The following is a 22,743-nucleotide window of genomic DNA, read 5'->3' as shown; positions in this document are numbered from 1 at the left end:
TGGCCAAGGGCTGCAGAGCCGGGCTTTGTGAGTGAGTACCTGCCGTGCCAGACAGACGATAAGTCTGCGGTTCGGACAGGAAAAAATGACAAGCGCCAAAAAACGGCGCGTACGAATGTGAAGGCAGGCGAGACGATGGCAATGATGACCGGCAAATCGACGGCAACGATGGGTGATGATGCACATGCAAACCGTATCCATGGATCTTCTGCTACCGGAAATGACAAGAGCCTGGTCGAGTTGAACGGCAATGCAGGTGATGAGGTTTTCGAGCGCCTTACGGCAAAGCTGAAAGCCCGCGTCGGCACCGAGATTTATTCCAGCTGGTTTGGTCGTCTGAAGCTCGACGACATCTCCAAGAGCATTGTCCGCCTGTCGGTTCCGACGGCGTTTCTGCGTTCCTGGATCAACAATCACTATTCCGAACTTCTGACCGAGCTGTGGCAGGAAGAAAACCCGCAGATTCTGAAGGTTGAAGTTGTGGTTCGTGGCGTAAGCCGCGTGGTGCGCAGCGCCGCTCCCGTCGAAACCTGCGAAGCCGCTGAAACCAAGCCTGCCGTCGCTCCGCGCGAAAAAACGGTGTTCCCGCTTGGACAGTCCTTCGGCGGTCAGTCGCTGGGCGATAAGCGCGGTTCCGCAGTGGTTGCAGAATCGGCAGCGGCTTCGGGATCGGTCCTGGGGTCTCCGCTCGACCCGCGCTATACGTTTGACAGCTTTGTCGATGGCGCATCGAATCGCGTGGCGCTTGCTGCCGCCCGCACTATTGCGGAAGCCGGCTCCAGTGCGGTCCGTTTCAATCCGCTTTTCATCCATGCTTCCGTCGGTCTCGGTAAGACGCACCTTCTGCAGGCAATCGCCGCCGCCGCGCTCCAGCGTCAGGAAAAGGCCCGCGTTGTCTATCTGACGGCCGAGTATTTCATGTGGCGCTTCGCCACTGCGATCCGCGACAATAATGCGCTCTCCTTCAAGGAACAGCTGCGCGATATCGATCTTCTCGTGATCGACGACATGCAGTTCCTGCAAGGCAAGTCGATCCAGCACGAGTTCTGTCATCTCCTGAATACGCTGCTCGATAGCGCCAAGCAGGTTGTGGTTGCTGCCGACCGTGCACCTTCCGAACTGGAATCGCTCGATGTACGTGTTCGTTCACGTCTTCAGGGGGGCGTTGCCCTCGAAGTAGCGGCTCCAGATTACGACATGCGGGTCGAGATGTTGCGCCGCCGTCTCGCCGTGGCGCAGGCAGAAGATTCGAGCCTCAATATTGGCGAAGAGATTCTCTCTCACGTTGCCCGCACTGTCACCGGATCGGGCCGCGAGCTGGAAGGCGCTTTCAACCAGCTTCTGTTCCGCCAGTCTTTCGAACCGAATATTTCCATTGATCGGGTTGACGAGTTGCTGGGGCATCTGACCCGTGTCGGCGAACCAAAGCGCATCCGCATCGAGGAAATCCAGCGCATCGTGGCGCGTCATTACAATGTCTCGAAGCAGGACCTGCTGTCGAACCGCCGCACGCGCACCATCGTGAAGCCGCGTCAGGTGGCGATGTATCTTGCCAAGATGATGACGCCGCGCTCCTTGCCGGAAATCGGTCGCCGCTTCGGCGGACGCGATCACACCACGGTTCTTCATGCCGTGCGCAAGATCGAAGACCTGGTCGGTGCCGACACCAAGCTGGCCCAGGAACTTGAGCTTCTGAAGCGCCTCATCAACGATCAGGCTGCCTGATTACAGAAGCTTCCCCGCTATCAATGGCGGTTATCAACAAAAAGCCCGGGTCCTGTCGCTTTCCGACATGGCCCGGGCTTGCTTTTCTCCTTAAAAATCTGCCACTTTAACGGACCTTCTGGCGCCTCGGCGCCTTATCGACAGGGGCCGCCTGCCTGCCCGTCAGATGCAGTTGCCCTGTCCCAGCGAGCGAGTGCGTTTGAACATGCGTGTTACCCTAGAGCGATCGAACCTTCTCAAATCTCTCAACCACGTCCACCGTGTCGTGGAGCGCCGCAACACGATACCGATTCTGTCGAACGTGCTTTTGCAGGCCGAGGGCGCAAGCCTCGCACTCAAGGCGACCGACCTTGATCTCGAAGTCAATGAAGCGACGGCCGCCATGGTGGAACAGGCGGGTGCCACGACGGTTCCGGCGCATCTTCTCTACGACATCGTCCGCAAGCTGCCGGATGGCGCTGAAGTCATGCTGTCGACCAACCCGGACGGCGGCTCCATGTCGGTCATTTCGGGTAAGTCGTCCTTCCGCCTGCAGTGCCTCCCGCAGTCTGATTTCCCCGAATTGACCGCAGGTGCATTCACCCATTCCTTCCGGATAGAGGCGCAGGCGCTGAAGCGTCTCATCGACCGCACGCAGTTCGCAATTTCGACGGAAGAAACCCGCTATTATCTCAACGGTATTTTCTTCCATGCCATCGAAAACGACGGTGCTTTGAAGCTGCGCGCTGTCGCGACCGACGGTCATCGTCTTGCGCGTGCCGAACTTGAAGCACCGTCCGGCACGGAAGGCATGCCGGGCATCATCATCCCGCGCAAGACGGTTGCCGAGCTGCAGAAGCTGGTCGATGTGCCGGATGTAGTCGTCACGGTGGAGCTGTCTGATGCCAAGATTCGCTTTACGGTCGGATCGGTGGTTCTTACCTCGAAACTGATCGACGGCACCTTCCCCGATTACCAGCGTGTGATTCCGTCGGGCAACGACAAGAAGCTCACCATCGGTCGTCAGGAATTTGCAGCCTCCGTGGATCGCGTCTCGACCATTTCGAGCGAACGTGGCCGCGCGGTCAAGCTTTCGATTGCCGATGGCCAGCTGACGCTCACCGTCAACAATCCCGATTCCGGCAGCGCTACCGACGAGCTTGCGGCGGACTATGACGCCGATCCGCTCGATATCGGGTTCAACTCGAAATATCTGCTCGACATCACCAGCCAGCTTTCAGGTTCCGATGCGGTCTTCATGCTGGCCGACGCCGGTTCACCGACGCTGGTGCGCGACACGGGCGATGAAGACGTCCTTTATGTCCTGATGCCCATGCGTGTTTAAAGAACGAGAAAAGTGAATACGCCTGAGCCTAATCAAAGCCGCCCGGATCGTGTTTCGATCCGGCGGCTTAAGCTTGTGAATTTCCGCAACTATGCGGAACTGTCGCTGCCGCTTGGCCCCGGCCACGTGGTGCTGACTGGCGAAAACGGCTCCGGCAAGACCAATCTGATCGAAGCAATTTCCTTTCTGTCGCCGGGGCGCGGCCTGCGTCGCGCCGCCTATGACGATGTTGCCCGCACCAGTTCGCTCGACGGTTTTGCGATCCACGCCGCGCTCGACTGCATGATCTATGGTGAAGCTGAAATCGGGACCGGCACCGCAGGCGGTGGCGAAGGCGGGCGCAAGGTGCGCATCAACGGTATTGCGGCCTCCGGCGACGATATGCTTGATTATGCGCGCATTCTCTGGGTGGTACCGTCGATGGATGGGCTTTTCACCGGAGGTGCTTCTGATCGCCGGCGTTTTCTCGACCGTATGGTGCTTGCCATCGATACTGCCCACGGCAAGCGCGTGCTCGATTATGAAAAAGCGATGCGCAGCCGCAACCGCTTGCTGAACGATGGCAATAATGACGATCAATGGCTGGATGCAATCGAAAGCCAGATGGCGGAACTGGGCACGGCCATCGCCGCTGCCCGTGCCGAAGCCATGCGCCTGATCGCAGCCATGATCGAACGGCTGCCCACCGAAGGACCGTTTCCAAAGGCCGATTGCTTTCTGGAAGGGGCGCTGGAGCAGAGAATCAATGTCGAGGCAGCGCTTGATCTCGAAGAGGATTTCCGCCGTACCCTGCGCGATGGCCGCGCGCGAGACCGGGCGGCAGGCCGCACACTCGACGGCCCGCATCGCACTGACCTGATCGTCCAGCATCGCCCCAAGGCCATGCCAGCCGCGCTTTGTTCCACAGGTGAACAAAAGGCGTTGCTGATCGGTCTGGTGCTTGCCCATGCGCGACTGACGGCAGAGCTTTCCGGCATGGCTCCGATACTCCTGCTTGATGAAATCGCCGCCCATCTCGATACGGGACGCCGCGCCGCGCTCTTCGGTATCCTTGATGAGCTCGGCGGGCAGGCTTTCATGACCGGCACGGATCGCGCGCTTTTTGAAGCCCTTGAAGGGGAAGCGCAATTCTTCAACGTCTCAGCCGGTCATCTCACCAGACTGTCCGACGCCTGATCTGACAGGTTTCATTCGAAAGATCGTACCATGAGGCAAAATATCCGCTGACAGCGCTTTGGGAGAGGCATATGTTTGTGGGTATGAATGCACCATCCAGACCATTTTCGTCCGAAGAACTTGAACGCTATGCGCGTCATATCGTGCTGCCGGAAATCGGCGGTCCGGGCCAGCAGAAGCTGAAGGCTGCCCGTGTGCTGATCGTCGGCGCAGGTGGTCTTGGCGCGCCTGTGCTGCAATATCTGGCGGCTGTCGGTGTCGGCACGCTCGGTATCGTCGATGACGACACGGTTTCACTGTCGAATCTGCAGCGGCAGGTCATTCACGACACAGAAAGCGTGGGTAAGCCAAAGGTGGAAAGCGCGCTTGCCACCATTGCCCGCATTAACCCGCATGTGAAGGTGGAAGGACACCAGCTTCGCCTGGATGTCGACAACGTTGAAGCGTTGATCGGCAATTATGATGTCCTGGTGGATGGTTCTGACAATTTTGCCACACGCTATGTTCTGGCCGATGCCGCCGCGAAAGTTGGGCGCCCGTTGGTGGCTGGCGCGATGGGCCGTTTCGACGGCACGGTCACCGTGCTGATGCCCTATACGACCGGGCCGGATGGCACACAGAATCCGTCCTTTCGCGATCTCTTTCCGGAAGCGCCGCCGCCCGGAACTGTGCCAACCTGCGCTGAGGCCGGTGTGCTTGGCGTCCTGCCGGGTGTGATCGGCAGTCTGCAGGCGATGGAGGTCATCAAGCTCATCACCGGCATCGGCGAGCCGCTGGTCGGTCGTCTGCTGCTCTATAACGCGCTCAATGTCCGCTTCGAAACAATTCGCTACAAGGCGCGCAAGAAGGGCTGAATATGGCACTGGCATTAACCGATGAAGAGCGGTCGATAGCCGCCGGCAATCAGGGGGAAGGCGCTGCGATGGCGATGCGCATCGTGGCCGACACTGCGAGACTGATGGGTGCGCCGCGTCTTATCCCTGTCGCATCGGCGCATATCGACGGCGCGCTTTATCACGGCGATAGCGGAACGCTTTTTGCTGAGAAGCTTGTAGGGGGCGGCGCAAAGGTCAAGGTGCGCGCCACGCTCAATGTCGGTTCTATCGATCTGACCGGCTGTTCGCATAATCTTTTGCCGGCTCACGAGGCGGATATGGCTAGGCGCATGATGCGCGCCTACATCAAGCTCGGCTGCGAGTCGACCTGGACCTGCGCGCCTTATCAGGCGGGACACAGGCCAGAAAAAGGAACCGATGTCGCATGGGGCGAATCCAATGCGGTCGTGTTCTGCAATTCGGTTCTGGGCGCACGCACCAATCGCTATGGCGATTTTCTGGATATCGCCTGCGCCATTGCTGGACGCGCCCCTGATTATGGCCTGCATCGCAGCGAAAATCGTCGCGCCACCGTGGTGATCGATATTTCAGGGTTGGACCGGGCGTTCCTGTCTTCGGAAGTCGCCTGGCCTATTCTCGGGAATCTCTTCGGTCGCAGCGTTGGTACGAATATTGGTGTCGTTGCGGGCAGTCCTGTCCATCCCGATGAAGACGACCTCAAGGCTTTCGGTGCGGCCTCGGCATCGGTGGGTGCAGTCGGATTATTCCATATTGCGGGCGTGACGCCCGAGGCACCCGACCTTGAAACAGCTTTGCAGCACCAGAAGCCGGAAGGCGTCATCCGCGTCACGCGGGAAATGATCGAGGCGACGCGCAAGCGTCTTTCGACAGTCGAGCGAGCGGATCATATCGATGCTGTTGCCATTGGCAGTCCGCATCTTTCGATAGCGGAATTCGACCGTCTGGAGCGAGCCATAGGGGAGCGCCAGCTCGCAGTGCCGCTTTATGCCTGCACCGGCCGTCATGCACTGGTTGAGCTGGAGAAAGACGGGCGCAGGCAGGCGCTTGAAAAAGCAGGCGTCGTCATTGTCGCCGACACATGCGTGGTCGTTACACCCATTTTGCCGCTCAAGGGTGATGCCGTCCTGATGACCAATTCCGGAAAGTTCGCGCATTATGCGCCCGGTAATACCGGCTATGGCGTGCTTTACGGCTCGCTGGAAGAGTGCGTGGAAAGCGCTGTCGCGGGCAGGCCGGTTTTCGGGAGACAGGCGGCATGAGCATTGGGGAAAGTTCCGTACTCGTTGCAGGCAAGGAGGCCGATGCTGAGGCATTGGTTCTCTCTGCGCCGATCAGCTTCTGGGGCGGTGTCGATCCGAAAAGCGGGCGCATTGCCGATGTACGTCACCCGGAACACGGGCAAAGCATTGCCGGGCGGGTTCTGTGCCTGCCCGGAACTATCGGGTCGTCATCGGCAGCAGCGGTGCTTCTGGAGCTTGTCCATAGCGGTCATGCGCCTGCAGCCATCGTCCTGCATGAGCCGGATGCGATCCTGCTCCTTGGCCTCATCGTGGCTCGCGAAATGGGGCATGATGTGCCTATCGCTATTGAACTCGACCGGGAGGCTCAAAAGCAACTCACCGGCCATCGGGTGATGGTCGGTGAGGATGGGACGATTGGGATTGCTGCTTAATACTGCGTATTGCGATCCACGACATGCTCCAGCGTTCCGTCGCGCTCGAAGGCTTCAATCTGCCGGATGATCTGCGGCACAAGAGCGGTTGCCGATGAGCTTGCCGCCGCGTGCGGAGTGATCGTCACGCGCGGATGATCCCAGAGAGGGCTGCTGGTCGGTAACGGTTCCTGCGTGAACACGTCGAGCGAAGCTGCCGAAAGAAGCCCGCGATCGAGCGCGGCCAGAATATCCGCTTCGTTCTGCAGACCGCCGCGTCCGGCATTGATCAGCACCGGCGCGCCGAGCGGCCCGTCGCTCTTCAATTGCGCGAACATCGACATGGAGAGGATGCCCTTTGTGTCGGGCGTCAGCGGCAGCAGACAGACGAAGATGTCGGCAGTCTTGAGGAATTTCCCAAAGCCGTCCTTGCTGTGATAGGTCTGCACACCATCGATCTCTTGTGGACGACGGCTCCAGCCGGTGACATTGAAGCCGAGCAACTTCAGCTTTTCCGCTGCATCGCGTCCCAGAACGCCGAGGCCCATAATGCCGACTGTCACTTCATGCGCGGCGGGCTGGCGACGATCTTCGTGCCAGACATGATTCTGCTGCTGCTTGCGATAACGCTGTCCGAGGCGGTGATGATCCAGCACCTGCCAGACGACATATTCCGTCATGCGCATGGTGAGATCGTCGGAAATGATGCGCACTAGTGGCACATTGGGAATCCGATCATCGCGGAAGACGTGATCGACGCCTGCGCCCAGCGAGAAGATGACCTTCAGATTGGGCAGGTTCTCAAGCGAGCCCGGCTTCTGCTTCCAGACGAGCGCATATTGGATGGAAGGATCGTTTTCCGTTCGATTTGTCACCACCGGACGATCCGGCGCGTGATCCAGAAATGTCTTCAGCCAGATTTCCGGGTCCCAGTCGGTGATCGCCAGAAGGATATTGCCCTTGGTTCCACTCATTGTCTTATACCTCCCTCCGTTGCCTCCATATGGAAGGCTGCCGCCATCAACGCCTTGGTGTAGTCGGTCTGCGGGTTGGCGAAGACTTCCTTCGCCGCGCCATATTCGACCGCCTTGCCGTTGCGCATCACCAGCACGTCATTTGCCAGTGCCCGCACTACTTTCAGATCGTGGCTTATGAAAAGATAGGCGAGATCATGCTTCTTCTGCAATGCGCGTAACAGATCGACCACCTGCGCCTGGACACTCATGTCGAGCGCGGAGGTCGGTTCGTCCAGCATGACGAATTTCGGGTTCAGCACCATGGCGCGTGCAATGGCGATGCGCTGGCGTTGACCACCGGAAAATTCATGCGGATAGCGGAAGCGGCTTTCCGGGTCGAGATTGACCTCGTTGAGTGCGGCAACGACACGCGCATCGCGATCGTCTGCCGACAGTTTCGGCTCATGCACCAGAAGCCCCTCGGCGATGATGTCCGCGATGGTCATGCGCGGGGAAAGCGAGCCGAACGGGTCCTGAAAGACGATCTGCATCTCGCGGCGCAGCGGGCGCATATCCTTGAAGCTGAACTTGGCAATGTCGCGCCCATCGAACCTGATCTCGCCCTTGGATGAGATCATGCGCGAAAGTGCCAGGCCAAGCGTCGTCTTGCCGGAACCTGATTCGCCGACGACGCCGAGCGTCTGGCCGGCACGTAAGTTTACGTCGATGCCATCCACCGCCTTCACATGGTCCACGGTCTTGCGCATGAAGCCTTTTTTGATCGGGAACCAGACGCGGATATCCTTGCCTTCCATCACCGTCTTGGCTGCGGGATCGGCTGCGGGCGGCTCACCCTTCGGTTCGGCTGCAAGCAAGTGCTTGGTATAAGGGTGCTGTGGATTGTCGAAGATTTCCCTGGTTGGCCCAGCCTCGACGATCTTGCCCTTGCTCATCACGCAGACCTTGTCGGCGATCTTGCGCACAATGCCGAGGTCGTGGGTGATGAAGAGCATCGACATGCCCTGTGCGGCTTTAAGCTCGGCCAGCAGCTTCAGGATTTGCGCCTGCACGGTGACGTCGAGCGCGGTGGTCGGCTCGTCGGCAATCAGCAGTTTCGGCTTGTTGGCAAGCGCCATGGCGATCATGACGCGCTGGCGCTGTCCGCCGGAAAGCTGGTGCGGGAACGCCGATAAGCGCTTTTCCGGGTCACGAATGCCGACTTCGTTCAAAAGTTCCAGCGTCCGCGCGCGTGCCGCTTGCTCGCCCATGCCCTGATGCATTTTCAGGATTTCACCGATCTGCCGCTCCACGCTATGCAGCGGATTGAGCGATGTCATCGGCTCCTGAAAGATCATCGTAATGTCGTTGCCGCGCACATGGCGCAGTTCCGGCTCCGAAGCCTTCATGAGGTCCTTGCCGTTGAAAAGAATTTCCCCGGAAGGATGGCTTGCGGACGGATAGGGCAGCAGCTTGAGGATGGATAGCGCCGAGACGGATTTGCCCGATCCCGATTCGCCGACGAGCGCTACCGTTTCGCCTTCGGCAATGTCGAAGGAAATGCGGTCGACCGAGATGCGTTCTTCGCCATTCTGGCGGAATGCCACGGACAGGTCGCGGACGGACAGCAGGGCTTTATTCCCCAATTGGTTCATCGGTCCGCCGCTCATTGAAATGCCTTTCGCGGATCGAAGGCATCGCGCGTTGCCTCACCGATAAAGATCAGAAGCGACAGCATCAGCGAGATGACTGCGAAGCCTGTGATGCCGAGCCATGGCGCCTGCAGGTTGTTCTTGCCCTGGGCGAGCAGTTCGCCGAGCGAAGCCGATCCGGGCGGCAGACCGAAACCGAGGAAGTCGAGCGAGGTGAGCGTGGTGATCGAGCCGTTCAGGATGAAGGGCAGGAAGGTAAGTGTCGCGACCATGGCATTGGGCAACAGGTGCCGCCACATGATGGTGCCATTCTTCACGCCGAGCGCACGCGCCGCATTCACATATTCGAAGTTTCGCGCTCGCAAAAATTCCGCGCGCACGACGCCGACGAAAGCCACCCATGAGAATAACAGCATGATGCCCAGAAGCACCCAGAAGCCGGGCGGCAATATCGCCGCGATAATCAGCAACAGGTAGAGAACCGGGATTGAGGACCAGATTTCGATGAAGCGCTGGAACAGAAGATCGACCCAGCCGCCGAAATAGCCCTGAACCGCGCCTGCCGTCACGCCGATAATGGCCGAGAAGAAGGTGAGAATCAGGCCGAACAGCACCGAAATACGGAAGCCGTAGAGAGCACGCGCAAAGACATCGCGCGCCTGATCGTCGGTGCCGAGCAGATTGAAATTGCCGAAGCGGCAATTGGGATCGCTCACACCCTGCGGATAACGCTGGCAGCGTTCTTCCGCCGAATAGAGCCAGAACGGCTTCGATGGCGCGGCCTCGGGTATCTCGTTGTTCACGGTGTTGTAGGAATAGCGGATCGGCGGCCAGATAGCCCAGCCATTATTGGCGATCTCTTCCTGTATGATCGGATCGCGGTAATCGGTGACGGCATAAAAACCACCGAATTTTTCTTCCGGATAATCGACAAAAACTGGCATCAGCAGCTCGCCCTTGTAGGAAACGAGGATGGGCCGGTCATTGGCGATGAATTCGGCGCAAAGTGCTGCGATGAGCAGGAACAGGAAAAGCCACAGCGACCAGTAACCGCGCTTGTTGGCCTTGAAGTTCTGCCAGCGGCGCTTGTTGAGGGGCGACAGCCATGGGCGCTTTACCGGTTGCGCGGCAGGGGGAAGCGTGGTGTCGGTCATCACACGTCCCTCCGGTCAAAGTCGATGCGCGGATCGATCCATGTATAGGTGAGATCGGATAAAAGGCCGACCAAAAGGCCGATCAGGGAGAAAATGAAGAGATTGGCGAAGACCACCGGATAATCGCGGTTGATGACCGACTGGTAGCCCAGCAGGCCAAGCCCGTCGAGCGAGAAGATGGTTTCGATCAGAAGCGATCCGGTGAAGAAAGCCGAGATGAAGGCGCCGGGAAAACCGGCGATCACAATCAGCATCGCATTGCGGAAGACGTGACGATAGAGAACCTGATTCTCGGTCAATCCCTTGGCGCGGGCCGTGGTCACATATTGCTTGCGAATTTCTTCCAGAAACGAATTCTTGGTCAACAACGTCGTCGTTGCGAAGGCGGAAAGTACGAGTGCTGTCACTGGCAGAACCATATGCCAGAGATAATCCTTGATCTTCTCGAACCACGTCATTTGCGCAAAATCGGGCGAGGTGAGGCCGCGCAGCGGGAACCAGTCGAAGAAGGAACCGCCTGCGAACAGCACGATCAAAAGGATCGCAAACAGGAAGCTCGGAATGGCATAGCCGACGATGATGACGCCGCTGGTCCAGGTGTCGAAGCGTGAACCGTCCTTGATCGCCTTGCGAATGCCGAGTGGAATCGAGATCATGTAAGACAGAAAAGTCAGCCAAAGCCCGAGCGAGATCGAAACCGGCATTTTTTCCTTGATGAGGTCGATCACGCTGATGTCGCGGAAATAGCTGCGGCCGAAATCGAAGCGCATATAATTCCACAGCATCTGGCCGAAACGTTCCAGCGGCGGCTTGTCGAAACCGAACTGCTTTTCCAGATCGGCGATGAATTGCGGGTCCAACCCCTGCGCGCCGCGATATTTGGAATTGACCGAGCCGCTATCGACGGCACTTTGCCCGAAATCACCACCACCGCCCGAAAGGCGGTCGAGGGCGTCGCCGCCCTGGCCGGAAAGCTGCGCGATCACACGCTCGACCGGACCGCCGGGGGCGAACTGAACCACAGCGAAGGAAATAGCCATGATGCCGAAAATCGTCGGGATCATCAGAAGCAGACGGCGGAGAATATAAGCGCCCATCAGCCCTGTTTGCTCCGCAGATTCATTGTTTTATGGCTTGCCAACAGCTTTTGCCTTTTCTTCATCAATCCACCACAACGTCTCGACAGGGAAGCCGTAATCAGGCTTCGGCTCCTTGAAACCGAACCGGTCCCAATAGGCCGCGAGATGATTCGCTGTCGTCCAATTTGGAATCCAGTCGCGCCGGATACGCAAGTACCGATCAAGCACCCGCATCGTGGCGACGAGTTCTTCGCGCGTCGAAACCTCGCCGATATCCGCAATCAGCGCATCGATCAACGGATCTTTTGTGCCCGGCAAATTGTAGCTGCCTGGCACTTTGGCTGATTCGGAGCCGAACATGCCGGCAAGCGATTCCTGCGTCGGCGTGGGGCTGAATTGCAGCGCCATGCCCACCATGTCGAACTGGAAATCCTGCAGCCGCGCCTGATACTGGCTTGCATCGACAAGCCGCAGGCTGGCGTCGATGCCGATGGCACGCAGTTTCTGCGCGAAGGGATTGTAAATCCGGGTGAAAGCTTCGGAATTGGAGAGAATCTCCAGCGCGAATTTCGATCCGTCCTTGTCGTGGAACTGGCCGTTCTTGCGCTCGAAACCCGCTTCTTCTAACAGCTTGATGGCCTGCGCGAATTGCGCGCGGTCGCGGCCTGTTCCGTCCGATACCGGCATTAGCACGGCTTCACTGAAAACCGCATCCGGCAGTTTTCCGCGATAACGTTCAAGAACTTTAAGTTCATCGGGCGTCGGCATGCCGCTCGCCTGAAAATCCGATCCGTTGAAGCAGGATTGCGAGCGGGCATAGACATCGTAGAAAAGATGCTTGTTGGTCCATTCGAAGTCGAAACAGAGCGCGATGGCTTCGCGTACTCGGGGATCGCGAAACCGTTCGCGGCGCTGGTTCACGGCCCACGCCTGCATCAGCGGAAGTTTCTCCTTCGGAAAGGTGCGCTTGACGACTTTTCCCTGCTGGATGGCAGGGAAATCATAGGCCGTTGCCCAGTTCTTGGAAACGCTCTCCTCGCGGTAATCGATGCTGCCTTTCTTGAAAGCTTCGAATTGCGGCTGGCGGTCGCGGAAAAACTCGATACGGATGCGGTCGAAGTGGTTAAAGCCTTTTTGCACCGGCAGGTCTTTCGCCCAATAATCTTCAACACGGTCATATTCGATGAACTGACCGGCGGCAAAATTGCCGACCTTATAGGCGCCGGAGCCCAGCACCGGCTCCATGGTCGTGGCTTCGAAATCACGATCCTTGAACCAGCTTTCCGACAGGATCGGCACGGTCACGGCATCGAGAATGGCGTTGGGGCCGCGGCCCGCAACGAAACGCATGCGAACCGCGTGCTTGCCGGTGGCTTCCACCTTTTCCACGCCGGCCAGCGACTGGCGCAGGATCGGGTGGCCCTTCTGCCTGATGGTTGTGTAGGTGAACACCACGTCCTTCGCCTCAATCGGGGAGCCGTCGTGGAAACGCGCTTCCTTGCGAAGCTTGAACGTGCAGCTGCGCCGGTCCTTGGAAAGCGTCGCACTTTCCGCAATCAGGCCGTAGACGGAATCTGGCTCGTCCAGCGCCGAAGCCATCAGCGTATCGAAGGTCAGTTCCATGCGCGGCGGCGCATCGCCCTTGAAGGTGAAGGTGTTGAGCGTGTTGAACGTGTCGGTATTCTGGTTCCAGACCCAGGTTGAAGGGGCAAAGTTGAATGTGCCGCCTTTCGGCGCTTCGGGGCTGGCATAGTCGAAATGCTGAAAATCGGGACCATATTTCAGGTCACCGAAAGCCGATAGCCCGTGCAGCGCCTTGCCCGTCGATATGTCGGCGATGGCACTTGGCGGCAGGAAGGCCGCAATGGTGGCACTTCCCGAAAGCCCCAGAAAATGGCGGCGGTTCATGCGAAGGATGGTCATTCTCGCTAGGCCCTCATTCACTGCCGGTCTTGAGCTTGGCTTCCTTCGCGGGGTCTATCCACCAGGAGAACGGATCAATGCCGCTGTAGTCCGGCTGCTTTTCAGGCATTCCGAATTTATTCCAGTACGCCACGTTGATCTTGTCATCATACCATTGCGGAATGACGTAATAGTTCCACAACAGAGCCCGGTCGAGCGCATGGGTCGAGGCGACCAGCTCGTCCCGATCCTTGGCATAGATGACACGGTCGATCAGCTTGTCGATGGCCGGGTTCTCGATACCGGCATAGTTGCGGCTGCCTTTGAAATCTGCGGCTTTGGAGCCCCACATGTCGCGCTGCTCATTGCCCGGTGAACTGCTCTGCGGAATGATGGAGGTCACCACGTCGTAGTCGAAATCATTGACACGGGCCTGATATTGCGCCGCGTCAACGATGCGTACAGTTGCGTTTATGCCGATCTTGCGCAGGCTTGCGGCAAATGGATTGTAGATACGCTCGTCCGTCGGGTCCTTGCCGAGAAATTCGATGGTGAACGGATTGCCCTTGGCGTCGACGAGCTTGTTGCCCTGCAATGTCCAGCCTGCTTCCGAAAAGAGTTTCAGCGCTGTGCGCAGGTTTTCGCGAGTGGCTTGCGGCGTGTCATAGACCGGCAGCTTGAATTCCTTGGTCAGTGCATCGGCCGGAAGCGAATCCTTCACCGTTTCGAGTATCGCCTGTTCTTCAGGTGTCGGCGGGCCGCTCAATTCCAGTTCATTGCCTGCGAAATAGCTGTTGATGCGCTTGTACTGGTTGAAGAACAGCAGGCGGTTCATCGATTCGAAGTCGAAGGCGTAGGTCAGCGCCTGACGCACTTTTGGGTCTTTGAACTTGTCGCGGCGGGTATTCAGGAAATAGCCCTGCATACGTCCGACTGCATGGTAGGGGAACGATGTCTTTATGACATCGCCGCGCTGCACTGCCGGGAAATTATACTGTTCTGCCCAGCGTTGCGCGCGGTTCTCCAGACGATAATCATATTGGCCGCCTTTCTTGAAGGCTTCCCAGGTCGCATCCTCATTGAAATAGTATTCATAGCGCAGGCGGTCGAAATTGTTGCGCCCGACATTCACCGGCAGATCCTTGCCCCAGTAATCATCCACGCGCGCCCAGGTGATGGAACGTCCGGGCGTCATGCTCTCGATCTTGTAGGCGCCGGAGCCGAGCGGAATTTCAAGCGTTGGGCGGGTGATGTCGCGCTGCCTGCCTTGTGCATCCTTGGCCGTCCACCAGTGCTTGGGCAGAACGGCAAGTTGCCCCATAATCTGCGGCAATTCACGGTTACCTTTTTGGCTGAAGGTGAATTTTACCTCATGGTCGCCGGTCTTTTCCGCCTTTTCCACGTCGCCATAATATCTGTTATACATTGGCGACTGCTTCTTCAGCACCTCGAACGACCAGATCACGTCATCGACGGTGATCGGCTGGCCATCATGCCATTTCGCTTTTGGGTTGAGCTTGAATTTCACCCAGGAGAAATCGTCGGGATATTGCAGAGCCTCGGCGATCCCAGGGTATTGGGTGGAGGGCTGATCGACCGAAGCCGTCATCAGCGTGTCGTAGAGCATCCCGCCGCCGAAATCGGACAGGCCAGCGGCAGGAACGCCCTGCACCACGAACGGATTGAGACTGTCGAAAGTGCCGACGGAGACCATGTTCAGCGTGCCGCCTTTCGGCGCATCGGGGTTCACATAGTCATAATGCTTGAAATCAGCCGGATATTTGGGCTCGCCAAGCAGGCTGGAGGAATACCGCCATTGGGGTTCCGCGTCATTTGCGCGAACAATTGAAACCGTGCTCGCAAGCATGGCCACCGCGAACGCACCCGCCCAAAAAGCTCTCATCCAGCCTCTCCGTTTCTGTTTCGGATATATTAGGATGAAGTCTTATGGGTTTTTGCGGAGGAAGAAAGGCATGAGCGCAATAAATTTGATGCGGGCAAGAAAAAAGCCCGGCGAACCGGGCTTTGATCGTCATTCTATCTTGTCGGCTTAATTCGCCGGTGCCGGTTCCGCAGGCTTCTGTTCGCCACCTGCCGGTGCACCTTCCGCGGGCTTTTCGCCTTCGGCAGGCTTGGCTTCGCCGCCCTCAGCAGGTGCCGCATCAGCGGTCGGCAGTGGAGCCGGATTGTCGGACAGCGTGCGCAGATAAGCGATCAGATCGGCGCGTTCATTGTCCTTCTTGTCACCGGCAAAGCCCATGGCGGTGCCCTTGATGTAGCCCTTCGGCGAAGTCAGGAATTTGTTGAGATGTTCAAAATCCCATTTGTTGCCCGCTGCGCCGAATTCCTTCATGGCTGCCGAATAGCCGAAACCTTCAACGGAGGCAGCCGGGCGGTTCACGACATCCCACAGATGCGGACCGACCTTGTTGGCGCCACCCTTTTCACCGGTATGGCATGCAGCGCAACGCTTGAAGACGGTTTCGCCGCGTGCCGGATCGGCAGACTGCAGCAACGTTGCAATGGAAACTTCTTCCTTGGCCGGTGCAGCTCCCCCTTCACCGGTCGAGGCTTCCGCCGCTTCGATGGCAAAGCCCGGCTTTTCAGGCGCAGGCGAGTAAAACAGCGAATCGGACAGGATGCCTGTCGTCATGACAACGAACACCGTTGCCAGAAAAGCCATGATAAACTTGTTAGTCCGGGTTGAATTCATCGCCGGTCAGCGCTCCCTCTACCAAAACGCTCTCCCCGAGAACGCCTTCCTAGCCGGCATGCAAACCTTTAATAAAGGTCGCAATTCTCTCCCCGGCATCGGGCGGAAACTAGGTCTTTTACCAGGGCGATGCAACACCTATAAGGGTGACTGGACCCGTGACTTTTTGACACTTTTGATGCATTTCCAGCATTGGCAAAGCGCGTTACAAGACGTCCGCGACCTATCGATTACAAGAGGCGATGATGCTTCAGACATTAAAGACACTGACCCTTATTCCCGCACGCATGGCCTCCACGCGGCTGCCGAACAAGCCGCTCGCCGATATTTGCGGCAAGCCGATGATCGTCCATGTGGCCGATCGTGCAGCGGCTGCAAAGCTGGGCCGGAGCGTGGTCGCAACCGACAGCGAAGAGATTTTTTCGGTTGTTACCGCGCATGGCCACGAAGCCATCATGACGCGTGAGGATCATGAATCCGGCTCCGACCGCATCTATGAAGCATTGATGAAAGTCGATCCGGCGGGCGAGGTCGATGCCGTGGTGAACGTTCAGGGCGATCTACCGACCATCGATCCCGATATTATCCGCCGCGCGCTTCTGCCGCTCGAAGACGGACCCGCCGACATTGCGACGCTCGGCGTCGAAATCGAGGAAGAATCGGAAAAGACCAATCCCAGCGTGGTGAAGATCGTCGGCTCCCCGCTTGCCGGTAGCAGCCGCTTGCGCGCGCTTTATTTTACGCGCGCGACAGCGCCCTATGGCGAGGGACCGCTCTATCATCATATCGGCCTCTACGCTTATCGCCGCTCGGCTCTTGAACACTTCGTCAAACTCGGTCAGTCGCCTTTGGAAAAGCGCGAAAAACTCGAACAGTTGCGGGCGCTCGAAGCCGGAATGCGCATCGATGTGGAGCTGGTGAAGACCGTACCACTCGGGGTCGACACGCAGGCTGATCTTGACCGCGCGCGTCTTCTTGTAGCACAGGGTATCTGACGACCGCCGTTGAGCGGCATTTGAGAAAGCATGGGTACGATGAAAACCAACAGGATTTCCTTCCAGGGTGAAGCGGGCGCAAATTCCGATACGGCGTGCCGCAACATGTTTCCCGATATGGAGCCTTTGCCGTGCCCGACTTTCGAGGATGCCTTCAACGCGGTTGAAACCGGCGCCGCCGACCTCGCCATGATCCCGATTGAGAACACGCTGGCCGGTCGCGTCGCCGATATTCACTATCTGCTGCCGCTCGCCGACATGCACATCATCGGCGAATATTTCCTGCCGATCCATTTCCAGCTGATGGTGCTTCCGGGCGTCAAGCGCGAGGAAATCAGGACGGTGCACAGCCATGTCCATGCGCTCGGCCAGTGCCGTAACGTCATTCGCCAGAATGGCTGGAAGGGCGTCATCGCAGGCGATACGGCAGGAGCCGCCCGTCTCGTTGCCGATATGAAAGACCGTTCGATGGCGGCATTGGCGCCAAGCCTTGCTGCCGAACTCTACGGTCTCGATATTCTGGAAGAGAATGTCGAGGATTCTGAAGATAATGTGACCCGCTTCGTTGTTCTGTCCAAGAACAAGCAGTGGGCGCCGCGTCCTGAAAACGGCGAGCGCATCGTGACAACCTTTGTCTTCCGTGTGCGCAACGTTCCGGCAGCACTTTACAAGGCGCTGGGCGGTTTTGCCACCAATGGCATCAACATGACGAAGCTCGAAAGCTATCAGATCGGCGGGCGTTTCATCGCCACGCAGTTCTATGCCGATGTCGAGGGGCACCCGGAAGATCACAATCTTCAGCTTGCGCTGGAAGAACTGCGCTTCTTCACCAAGGAAGTGCGCATTCTCGGCGTCTATCAGGGCAGCGATACTCGCGGCACGCAGTTGCTCGCCGCCGAATAAGCAGTCAACATCAGCCTGCTTCGTAGACCCAGGCCTTGATCAGATGGGTTGCGATGGCGCCGGATGGCGGCACCCGCAACCCATTTTCATGTGTGCCTTCCAGCATTGTCCGCACCTCGGCCTTCGAGAACCATCGACCGTCTTCCAGCTCCGAGCGGTCGATAGTGAAGTCGTCGTTCAAAACCTCGGCATGACAGCCGATCATCAGCGAATAAGGAAATGGCCAGGGCTGGCTCGCATGATAGGCAACTCGGCCGATGGAGAGCCCCATTTCCTCCACACTTTCACGGCGCACGGCGGCCTCGATTGTTTCGCCGTGCTCGATAAATCCTGCAAGGCAGGAATAGGAGCCGGACGCGAAATGGGGCCCGCGTGCCAGAATGCATTTTTCGCCGCGCACCGGCAGCATGATCGCCACCGGATCGGTTCGCGGGAAATGTTCCGCACCGCAATTGGGGCATTGCCGCTTGGCGCCGCCGGCGCGCATGTCGGTTTTCGTGCCGCAACGCCCGCAGAAACGGTAATTGGCATGCCATGCGGTCAGCGCTGCGGCTTGCGCCAGCGCGCCGAGCATATCGGCGGATACCAGCCCTTCCGTATAGATGCTGCGATAATCCTGCAGGCGAAAAGGCGTTTCCATCGTCTCGGGGTCGAACGGTGTTGTCAAAGCGACGAGCGGTACGCCGTCCTGAAGACCGAGAAAAATCGGTTCATGAAGATCGGGCGCAAACTCCTTCACCTCGCCGAGGCGGAACAAGGCCCGTGGGGCTTTTTCATCGGCATAGTCGAGCAGCAGCCTGTTGCTGCCGAGCAGCATGATTCGCGTTTCGGGAAGTTCCAGCGCCGTAAAGGCAGAATCATCCTGTCGCTTTTCGGATTGGCGGTCGATCCTGTTGCCGGAAAATCCGACAGATCGGCTCGGTTCGATTTCCGGCAGGTCATAGAGACGGAAAGTCATATCTATCTCGGAATTGTTGGGGGATTAAAGCGCATCCCGAAAAGTGTGAAACGGTTTTCGGAAAAGATGCGCGTGAAAACAAACTAAAGCGCCGTGCGAATGTCGGCGATCAGTTGGTGGGCATCTTTTTCGTCATAGGTCTCGCGGGTGCCGAAGCCCCAGACAGGGCCGGGCCAGCCTGCATCGCCTTCGTTGCGGGCGATGACATGCAGATGTAGCTGTCGAACGATATTGCCGAGTGCACCCGTATTGATCTTCTCACAGCCCGTCACGGTCTTGAGCGCCTGCGCAACGATACCGGTCTCGAAGGTCAGCATGGTCTGGTCGAGTGGAGTCATGTCGTGGATTTCAGCAAGGCCAGGACGGCGCGGCACCAGGATCAGCCATGGCCAGCGCCGGTCATTCATCAGCCGAAGCTCGCACAGGCCGAGCTTGGCAACAGAAAAAGTGTCGGCATGAAGCCGTTTATCGAGTTCGAATTGTTCCATAGGCCGACATTTACCAGTTTTTTTCGTTCAGCGCTTGCTTTTTGCGTGGCGCCCTCCTTGCTTTTTGCTTCACAATTGACGATATGCAGCGTGGGAGGTTGGTGGTGGACGAGCCACTCGCCAACCGGGTCAGGTCCGGAAGGAAGCAGCCCTAACGAGCCACGGCACGGGTCATCGTGCCAGCCTCCCACCCTTTCTCACGACGCCGACGACTGTTGATGGGTTGCCTCTTTGGTTGACGCCGCTCATGCGTCCGGTCCAAACTGGCGACTGAGAAAAAAGCGGAACAGGAAGAACGGAAGGGTCGCTATGGACACAAAATCCGCCGATGGCGCCTATCGCGTTCTCGCCCGCAAATATCGCCCCCAGAATTTCAACGACCTTATCGGCCAGGAGCCGATGGTTCGCACGCTCAAGAACGCGTTTGAGACGGGCCGCATTGCGCAGGCCTGGATGCTCACCGGCGTTCGCGGGGTGGGCAAGACCACGACTGCGCGCATTCTGGCGCGCGCGCTCAATTACAAGACAGATACGATCGACCAGCCGACTATCGATCTCTCCGCGCAGGGCGAAAACTGCCAGGCGATCATGGAAGGCCGTCATGTCGATGTGATCGAGATGGACGCCGCCTCGCATACGGGCATCGATGACATCCGCGAGATCATTGAGCAGGTGCGCTACCGCCCGGTTTCTGCGCGCTACAAGGTCTACATCATCGACGAAGTGCACATGCTCTCCAATCAGGCTTTCAACGGCCTGTTGAAGACGCTGGAAGAGCCGCCGCCGCACGTCAAATTCATCTTTGCCACCACCGAAATCCGAAAAGTTCCGATCACGGTCCTGTCGCGCTGCCAGCGCTTCGACCTGCGCCGCATCGAATCGGGCACGCTTGCCGCACATCTGCGCCGCATCGCTGAAGCCGAACAGATCGCGGTGGATGACGCGTCGCTCGCCATGATCGCACGCGCTGGCGAAGGCTCGGCACGCGATTCGCTGTCGATTTTCGATCAGGCCATCGCGCATGGCGCAGGCACCGTTACGGCGGAAGCCGTGCGCTCCATGCTGGGCCTTGCCGACCGTGCCCGTATCATCGACCTCTTCGAGATGCTGATGAGCGGCGATGTGGCCGGAGCACTGACGGAATTTCGCGCGCAATATGATGTCGGTGCCGACCCGTCGGTTGTTCTGACCGATCTTGCCGATTTCAACCATCTGGTGACACGCCTGCGTTTCACGCCGGATGTGGCAGAAGACGTGTCCCTGTCGGAAGACGAGCGCGTGCGCGGTCGTGAATTCGCGCAGAAACTTTCCGTCCGTGTGCTGTCGCGCACCTGGCAGATGTTGCTCAAGGGCATTGCGGAAGTCGATACGGCGACGCGGCCGGTTCAGGCCGCGGAAATGCTTTTGATCCGGCTTGCCCATGCTGCCGATCTGCCGACGCTGGACGAGGCGATCCGCGGTCTCGATAATGGCTCGGTTTTGGCACCGCGCCCGCAGCCGGACAATCCCCGGCCCAATGGCGGCGGTGGCGCACCGGAGGCGCGTTTTGCCGCTGACGCGGTTGGTGCATCCTCGATGGCTCCCGCCTCTGGCGGACCGGCCACGGCCATGCGCATCGTGGAAACGCCGCCGATCCAGGTTTCCGCGCCGAAACCGTCTGAAGCGGTGCCGCAACCTTCCGTGCCGGTCAACAGCCTGCATGATGTCGTGGCATTGGCCGACAAGCATCGCGACATGCAGTTCAAGATTTTGGTCAAGAACTGTGTGCGACTGGCAGCAATAGCGCCGGGGCGTCTCGAAATCGGCCTGACCGACGATGCGCCGAAATCGCTGCCGAGCGACATTTCACAGCGCCTCCTGAACTGGACCGGCATTCGCTGGATCGTTACCGTCACCCGCGACGTGGCGGGGCAGACCATTTCGGAGGCGGAGACCGAGCGCCGCGACAATCTGGTGACCGACGCCCGCGCCGATCCCGACGTTGCCGCCATTCTCGCGGCCTTTCCGGGCGCAAAAATCACCGACGTGCGCATTGCCGTGCCGGAGCAGAATGACGACGAGGATATTGACCTCGATGCCGTGGTGGATAGCCCCGGCGCCCCGTCTGAAGACGACTGATTTACGGAATGATGGAGTGAACCCATGCGTGACATGATGGGCATGATGAAGCAGGCGAAGGAATTGCAGGCCAAGATGAAGGCCATGCAGGACGAAATCGCCAATCTTGAAGCCACGGCATCTTCCGGCGGCGGTCTGGTGACGATCACGCTTTCCGGTAAGGGCACCCTGTCGGCGCTGAAGATCGATCCGTCGCTGATGAAGGAAGAAGAGGTGGAAATCCTCGAAGACCTGATCATCGCGGCACATAACGACGCCAAGGCCAAGCTCGAAGCCGCCATGGCCGAGAAGACGCAGTCGCTCACCGCCGGCCTGCCGATCCCTCCGGGGTTCAAACTGCCGTTTTAATTCTTGGGGGAGTAGGGGAATAAGGGAATAGGGGAGTATGTTTGGTCGGCTGATTGCCGCCATGCCGCATATTCCCGAGTTCCCATTCCTACTCCCTTACTCCCCTATTCCCTTACTCCCTTACAAAAAATGTCCAAACGAATAGCCGGTCCCGAAATCGAACGTCTTATCCAGCTTCTGGCCCGTGTGCCGGGGCTTGGACCGCGTTCGGCCCGCCGTGCGGCGCTGCATCTCATCAAGAAGAAGGAAGCGCTTCTCGTGCCGCTGGGCGGCGCCATGCAGGAGGCTGCCGAAAAGGTGCGGATCTGTTCTTGCTGCGGCAATGTCGACACAAGCGATCCATGCACGATCTGCACCGATGAGCGGCGCGATCCCACCACCCTCATCGTGGTGGAGGATGTTTCCGATCTCTGGGCGTTGGAGCGGGCAGGCACGATGAATGTGCGCTATCACGTTCTTGGCGGTCGCCTGTCGCCACTCGATGGCATCGGCCCGGACGATCTCAACATCAAAGGTCTGGTGGAACGGGTTGCCACCGGGGAGATCAAGGAAGTGATTCTCGCGGTCAACGCCACCGTCGAAGGCCAGACCACCGCGCATTACATCACCGACCAGCTGTCGAATTTCGATGTGCGCGTCACGCGGCTTGCCCATGGCGTGCCGGTCGGCGGCGAACTCGATTATCTGGATGAAGGTACGCTTGCCGCCGCCTTGCGGGCACGAACCACGCTTTAGATTTGATGGAGA

General features: G+C 58.5%; 20 protein-coding genes and 1 other RNA gene. 12 read left to right on the top strand and 9 right to left on the bottom strand.

Annotated features, from left to right (window positions below; translation table 11 throughout):
• The first annotated feature begins 141 nt into the window (after window positions 1-141).
• From dnaA to JNC70_RS03305, 6 genes are all read left to right on the top strand, one after another.
• A complete protein-coding gene (gene dnaA, locus JNC70_RS03330) occupies window positions 142-1,725 on the top strand; it encodes a chromosomal replication initiator protein DnaA (RefSeq protein WP_104756623.1) in 1,584 nt (527 codons plus the stop codon).
• 205 nt (window positions 1,726-1,930) lie between these two features.
• Entirely contained in the window at window positions 1,931-3,049 is a 1,119-nt protein-coding gene (dnaN, locus tag JNC70_RS03325; RefSeq protein ID WP_104756622.1) for a DNA polymerase III subunit beta, read from the top strand.
• Window positions 3,050-3,061: 12 nt separating this feature from the next.
• Window positions 3,062-4,225, top strand: a complete 1,164-nt coding sequence (recF, locus tag JNC70_RS03320; protein ID WP_104756621.1) for a DNA replication/repair protein RecF — start codon at window positions 3,062-3,064, stop codon at window positions 4,223-4,225.
• A gap of 71 nt (window positions 4,226-4,296) precedes the next feature.
• Entirely contained in the window at window positions 4,297-5,079 is a 783-nt protein-coding gene (locus JNC70_RS03315; protein ID WP_208623476.1) for a molybdopterin-synthase adenylyltransferase MoeB, read from the top strand.
• Between the two features lie 2 nt (window positions 5,080-5,081).
• Window positions 5,082-6,341 (top strand): aconitase X, encoded by a 1,260-nt coding sequence (locus JNC70_RS03310; RefSeq protein ID WP_104756620.1) that lies wholly within the window; start codon window positions 5,082-5,084, stop codon window positions 6,339-6,341.
• Window positions 6,338-6,754 (top strand): aconitase X swivel domain-containing protein, encoded by a 417-nt coding sequence (locus tag JNC70_RS03305; RefSeq protein ID WP_104756619.1) that lies wholly within the window; start codon window positions 6,338-6,340, stop codon window positions 6,752-6,754. Before JNC70_RS03310 ends, JNC70_RS03305 begins: the two co-directional genes overlap by 4 nt.
• On the opposite strand, the gene JNC70_RS03300 is transcribed toward JNC70_RS03305, so the two are convergent.
• The 7 genes from JNC70_RS03300 to JNC70_RS03270 all read right to left on the bottom strand — a co-directional run bounded on the left by JNC70_RS03300 (window position 6,751) and on the right by JNC70_RS03270 (window position 16,186).
• Complete coding sequence (locus JNC70_RS03300) at window positions 6,751-7,707, bottom strand: 2-hydroxyacid dehydrogenase (protein ID WP_104756618.1); 957 nt, start codon at window positions 7,705-7,707, stop codon at window positions 6,751-6,753. The genes JNC70_RS03305 and JNC70_RS03300 overlap by 4 nt on opposite strands.
• On the bottom strand, window positions 7,704-9,356 hold the full coding sequence (locus JNC70_RS03295) for an ABC transporter ATP-binding protein (protein WP_104756617.1): 1,653 nt from the start codon (window positions 9,354-9,356) through the stop codon (window positions 7,704-7,706). Before JNC70_RS03295 ends, JNC70_RS03300 begins: the two co-directional genes overlap by 4 nt.
• Complete coding sequence (locus JNC70_RS03290) at window positions 9,353-10,492, bottom strand: ABC transporter permease (RefSeq protein ID WP_104756616.1); 1,140 nt, start codon at window positions 10,490-10,492, stop codon at window positions 9,353-9,355. The genes JNC70_RS03295 and JNC70_RS03290 overlap by 4 nt, the downstream gene beginning before the upstream one ends.
• Window positions 10,492-11,589 carry a microcin C ABC transporter permease YejB gene (locus JNC70_RS03285; protein ID WP_104756615.1) on the bottom strand — a complete coding sequence of 366 codons (1,098 nt, stop codon included), beginning with the start codon at window positions 11,587-11,589 and terminating at the stop codon, window positions 10,492-10,494. Before JNC70_RS03285 ends, JNC70_RS03290 begins: the two co-directional genes overlap by 1 nt.
• Before the next feature lie 30 nt (window positions 11,590-11,619).
• A complete protein-coding gene (locus tag JNC70_RS03280) occupies window positions 11,620-13,494 on the bottom strand; it encodes an extracellular solute-binding protein (protein ID WP_104756614.1) in 1,875 nt (624 codons plus the stop codon).
• Between the two features lie 13 nt (window positions 13,495-13,507).
• Window positions 13,508-15,376: an extracellular solute-binding protein gene (locus JNC70_RS03275; protein WP_104756613.1), complete on the bottom strand. Its 1,869-nt coding sequence runs from the start codon at window positions 15,374-15,376 to the stop codon at window positions 13,508-13,510.
• Window positions 15,377-15,523: 147 nt separating this feature from the next.
• Window positions 15,524-16,186 (bottom strand): c-type cytochrome, encoded by a 663-nt coding sequence (locus JNC70_RS03270; protein ID WP_104756612.1) that lies wholly within the window; start codon window positions 16,184-16,186, stop codon window positions 15,524-15,526.
• A 245-nt stretch (window positions 16,187-16,431) separates the two neighbouring features.
• On the opposite strand from JNC70_RS03270, the gene JNC70_RS03265 reads away from it, so the two are divergent.
• Together JNC70_RS03265 and JNC70_RS03260 are read left to right on the top strand one after the other, a co-directional pair.
• Window positions 16,432-17,181, top strand: coding sequence for a 3-deoxy-manno-octulosonate cytidylyltransferase (locus JNC70_RS03265; protein WP_104756611.1), 750 nt, complete (start codon window positions 16,432-16,434; stop codon window positions 17,179-17,181).
• Between the two features lie 39 nt (window positions 17,182-17,220).
• Window positions 17,221-18,084: a prephenate dehydratase gene (locus tag JNC70_RS03260; RefSeq protein WP_104756651.1), complete on the top strand. Its 864-nt coding sequence runs from the start codon at window positions 17,221-17,223 to the stop codon at window positions 18,082-18,084.
• Between the two features lie 10 nt (window positions 18,085-18,094).
• On the opposite strand, the gene nudC is transcribed toward JNC70_RS03260, so the two are convergent.
• Together nudC and JNC70_RS03250 are read right to left on the bottom strand one after the other, a co-directional pair.
• Window positions 18,095-19,042 carry an NAD(+) diphosphatase gene (gene nudC / locus JNC70_RS03255; RefSeq protein WP_104756610.1) on the bottom strand — a complete coding sequence of 316 codons (948 nt, stop codon included), beginning with the start codon at window positions 19,040-19,042 and terminating at the stop codon, window positions 18,095-18,097.
• An 83-nt stretch (window positions 19,043-19,125) separates the two neighbouring features.
• Window positions 19,126-19,530 (bottom strand): HIT domain-containing protein, encoded by a 405-nt coding sequence (locus JNC70_RS03250; RefSeq protein WP_104756609.1) that lies wholly within the window; start codon window positions 19,528-19,530, stop codon window positions 19,126-19,128.
• A gap of 93 nt (window positions 19,531-19,623) precedes the next feature.
• Between JNC70_RS03250 and ffs the strand changes: the two genes are divergently transcribed.
• The 4 genes from ffs (at window position 19,624) to recR (ending at window position 22,731) form a co-directional block, all read left to right on the top strand.
• An RNA gene (gene ffs / locus JNC70_RS03245) (signal recognition particle sRNA small type) lies at window positions 19,624-19,721 on the top strand.
• A 118-nt stretch (window positions 19,722-19,839) separates the two neighbouring features.
• The gene (locus tag JNC70_RS03240) at window positions 19,840-21,648 is read left to right on the top strand and encodes a DNA polymerase III subunit gamma/tau (RefSeq protein WP_104756608.1); all 1,809 of its coding nucleotides are present in this window, start codon (window positions 19,840-19,842) and stop codon (window positions 21,646-21,648) included.
• Window positions 21,649-21,672: 24 nt separating this feature from the next.
• Window positions 21,673-21,996 carry a YbaB/EbfC family nucleoid-associated protein gene (locus JNC70_RS03235; protein ID WP_104756607.1) on the top strand — a complete coding sequence of 108 codons (324 nt, stop codon included), beginning with the start codon at window positions 21,673-21,675 and terminating at the stop codon, window positions 21,994-21,996.
• 129 nt (window positions 21,997-22,125) lie between these two features.
• On the top strand, window positions 22,126-22,731 hold the full coding sequence (recR, locus tag JNC70_RS03230; RefSeq protein WP_104756606.1) for a recombination mediator RecR: 606 nt from the start codon (window positions 22,126-22,128) through the stop codon (window positions 22,729-22,731).
• Window positions 22,732-22,743: the final 12 nt, after the last annotated feature.

It is taken from the genome of Brucella oryzae (assembly GCF_041929965.1).
GTDB lineage: Bacteria > Pseudomonadota > Alphaproteobacteria > Rhizobiales > Rhizobiaceae > Brucella > Brucella oryzae.
Note: the sequence above shows the minus strand (reverse complement) of the source record. Positions and strands in the feature narration are given on the sequence as shown.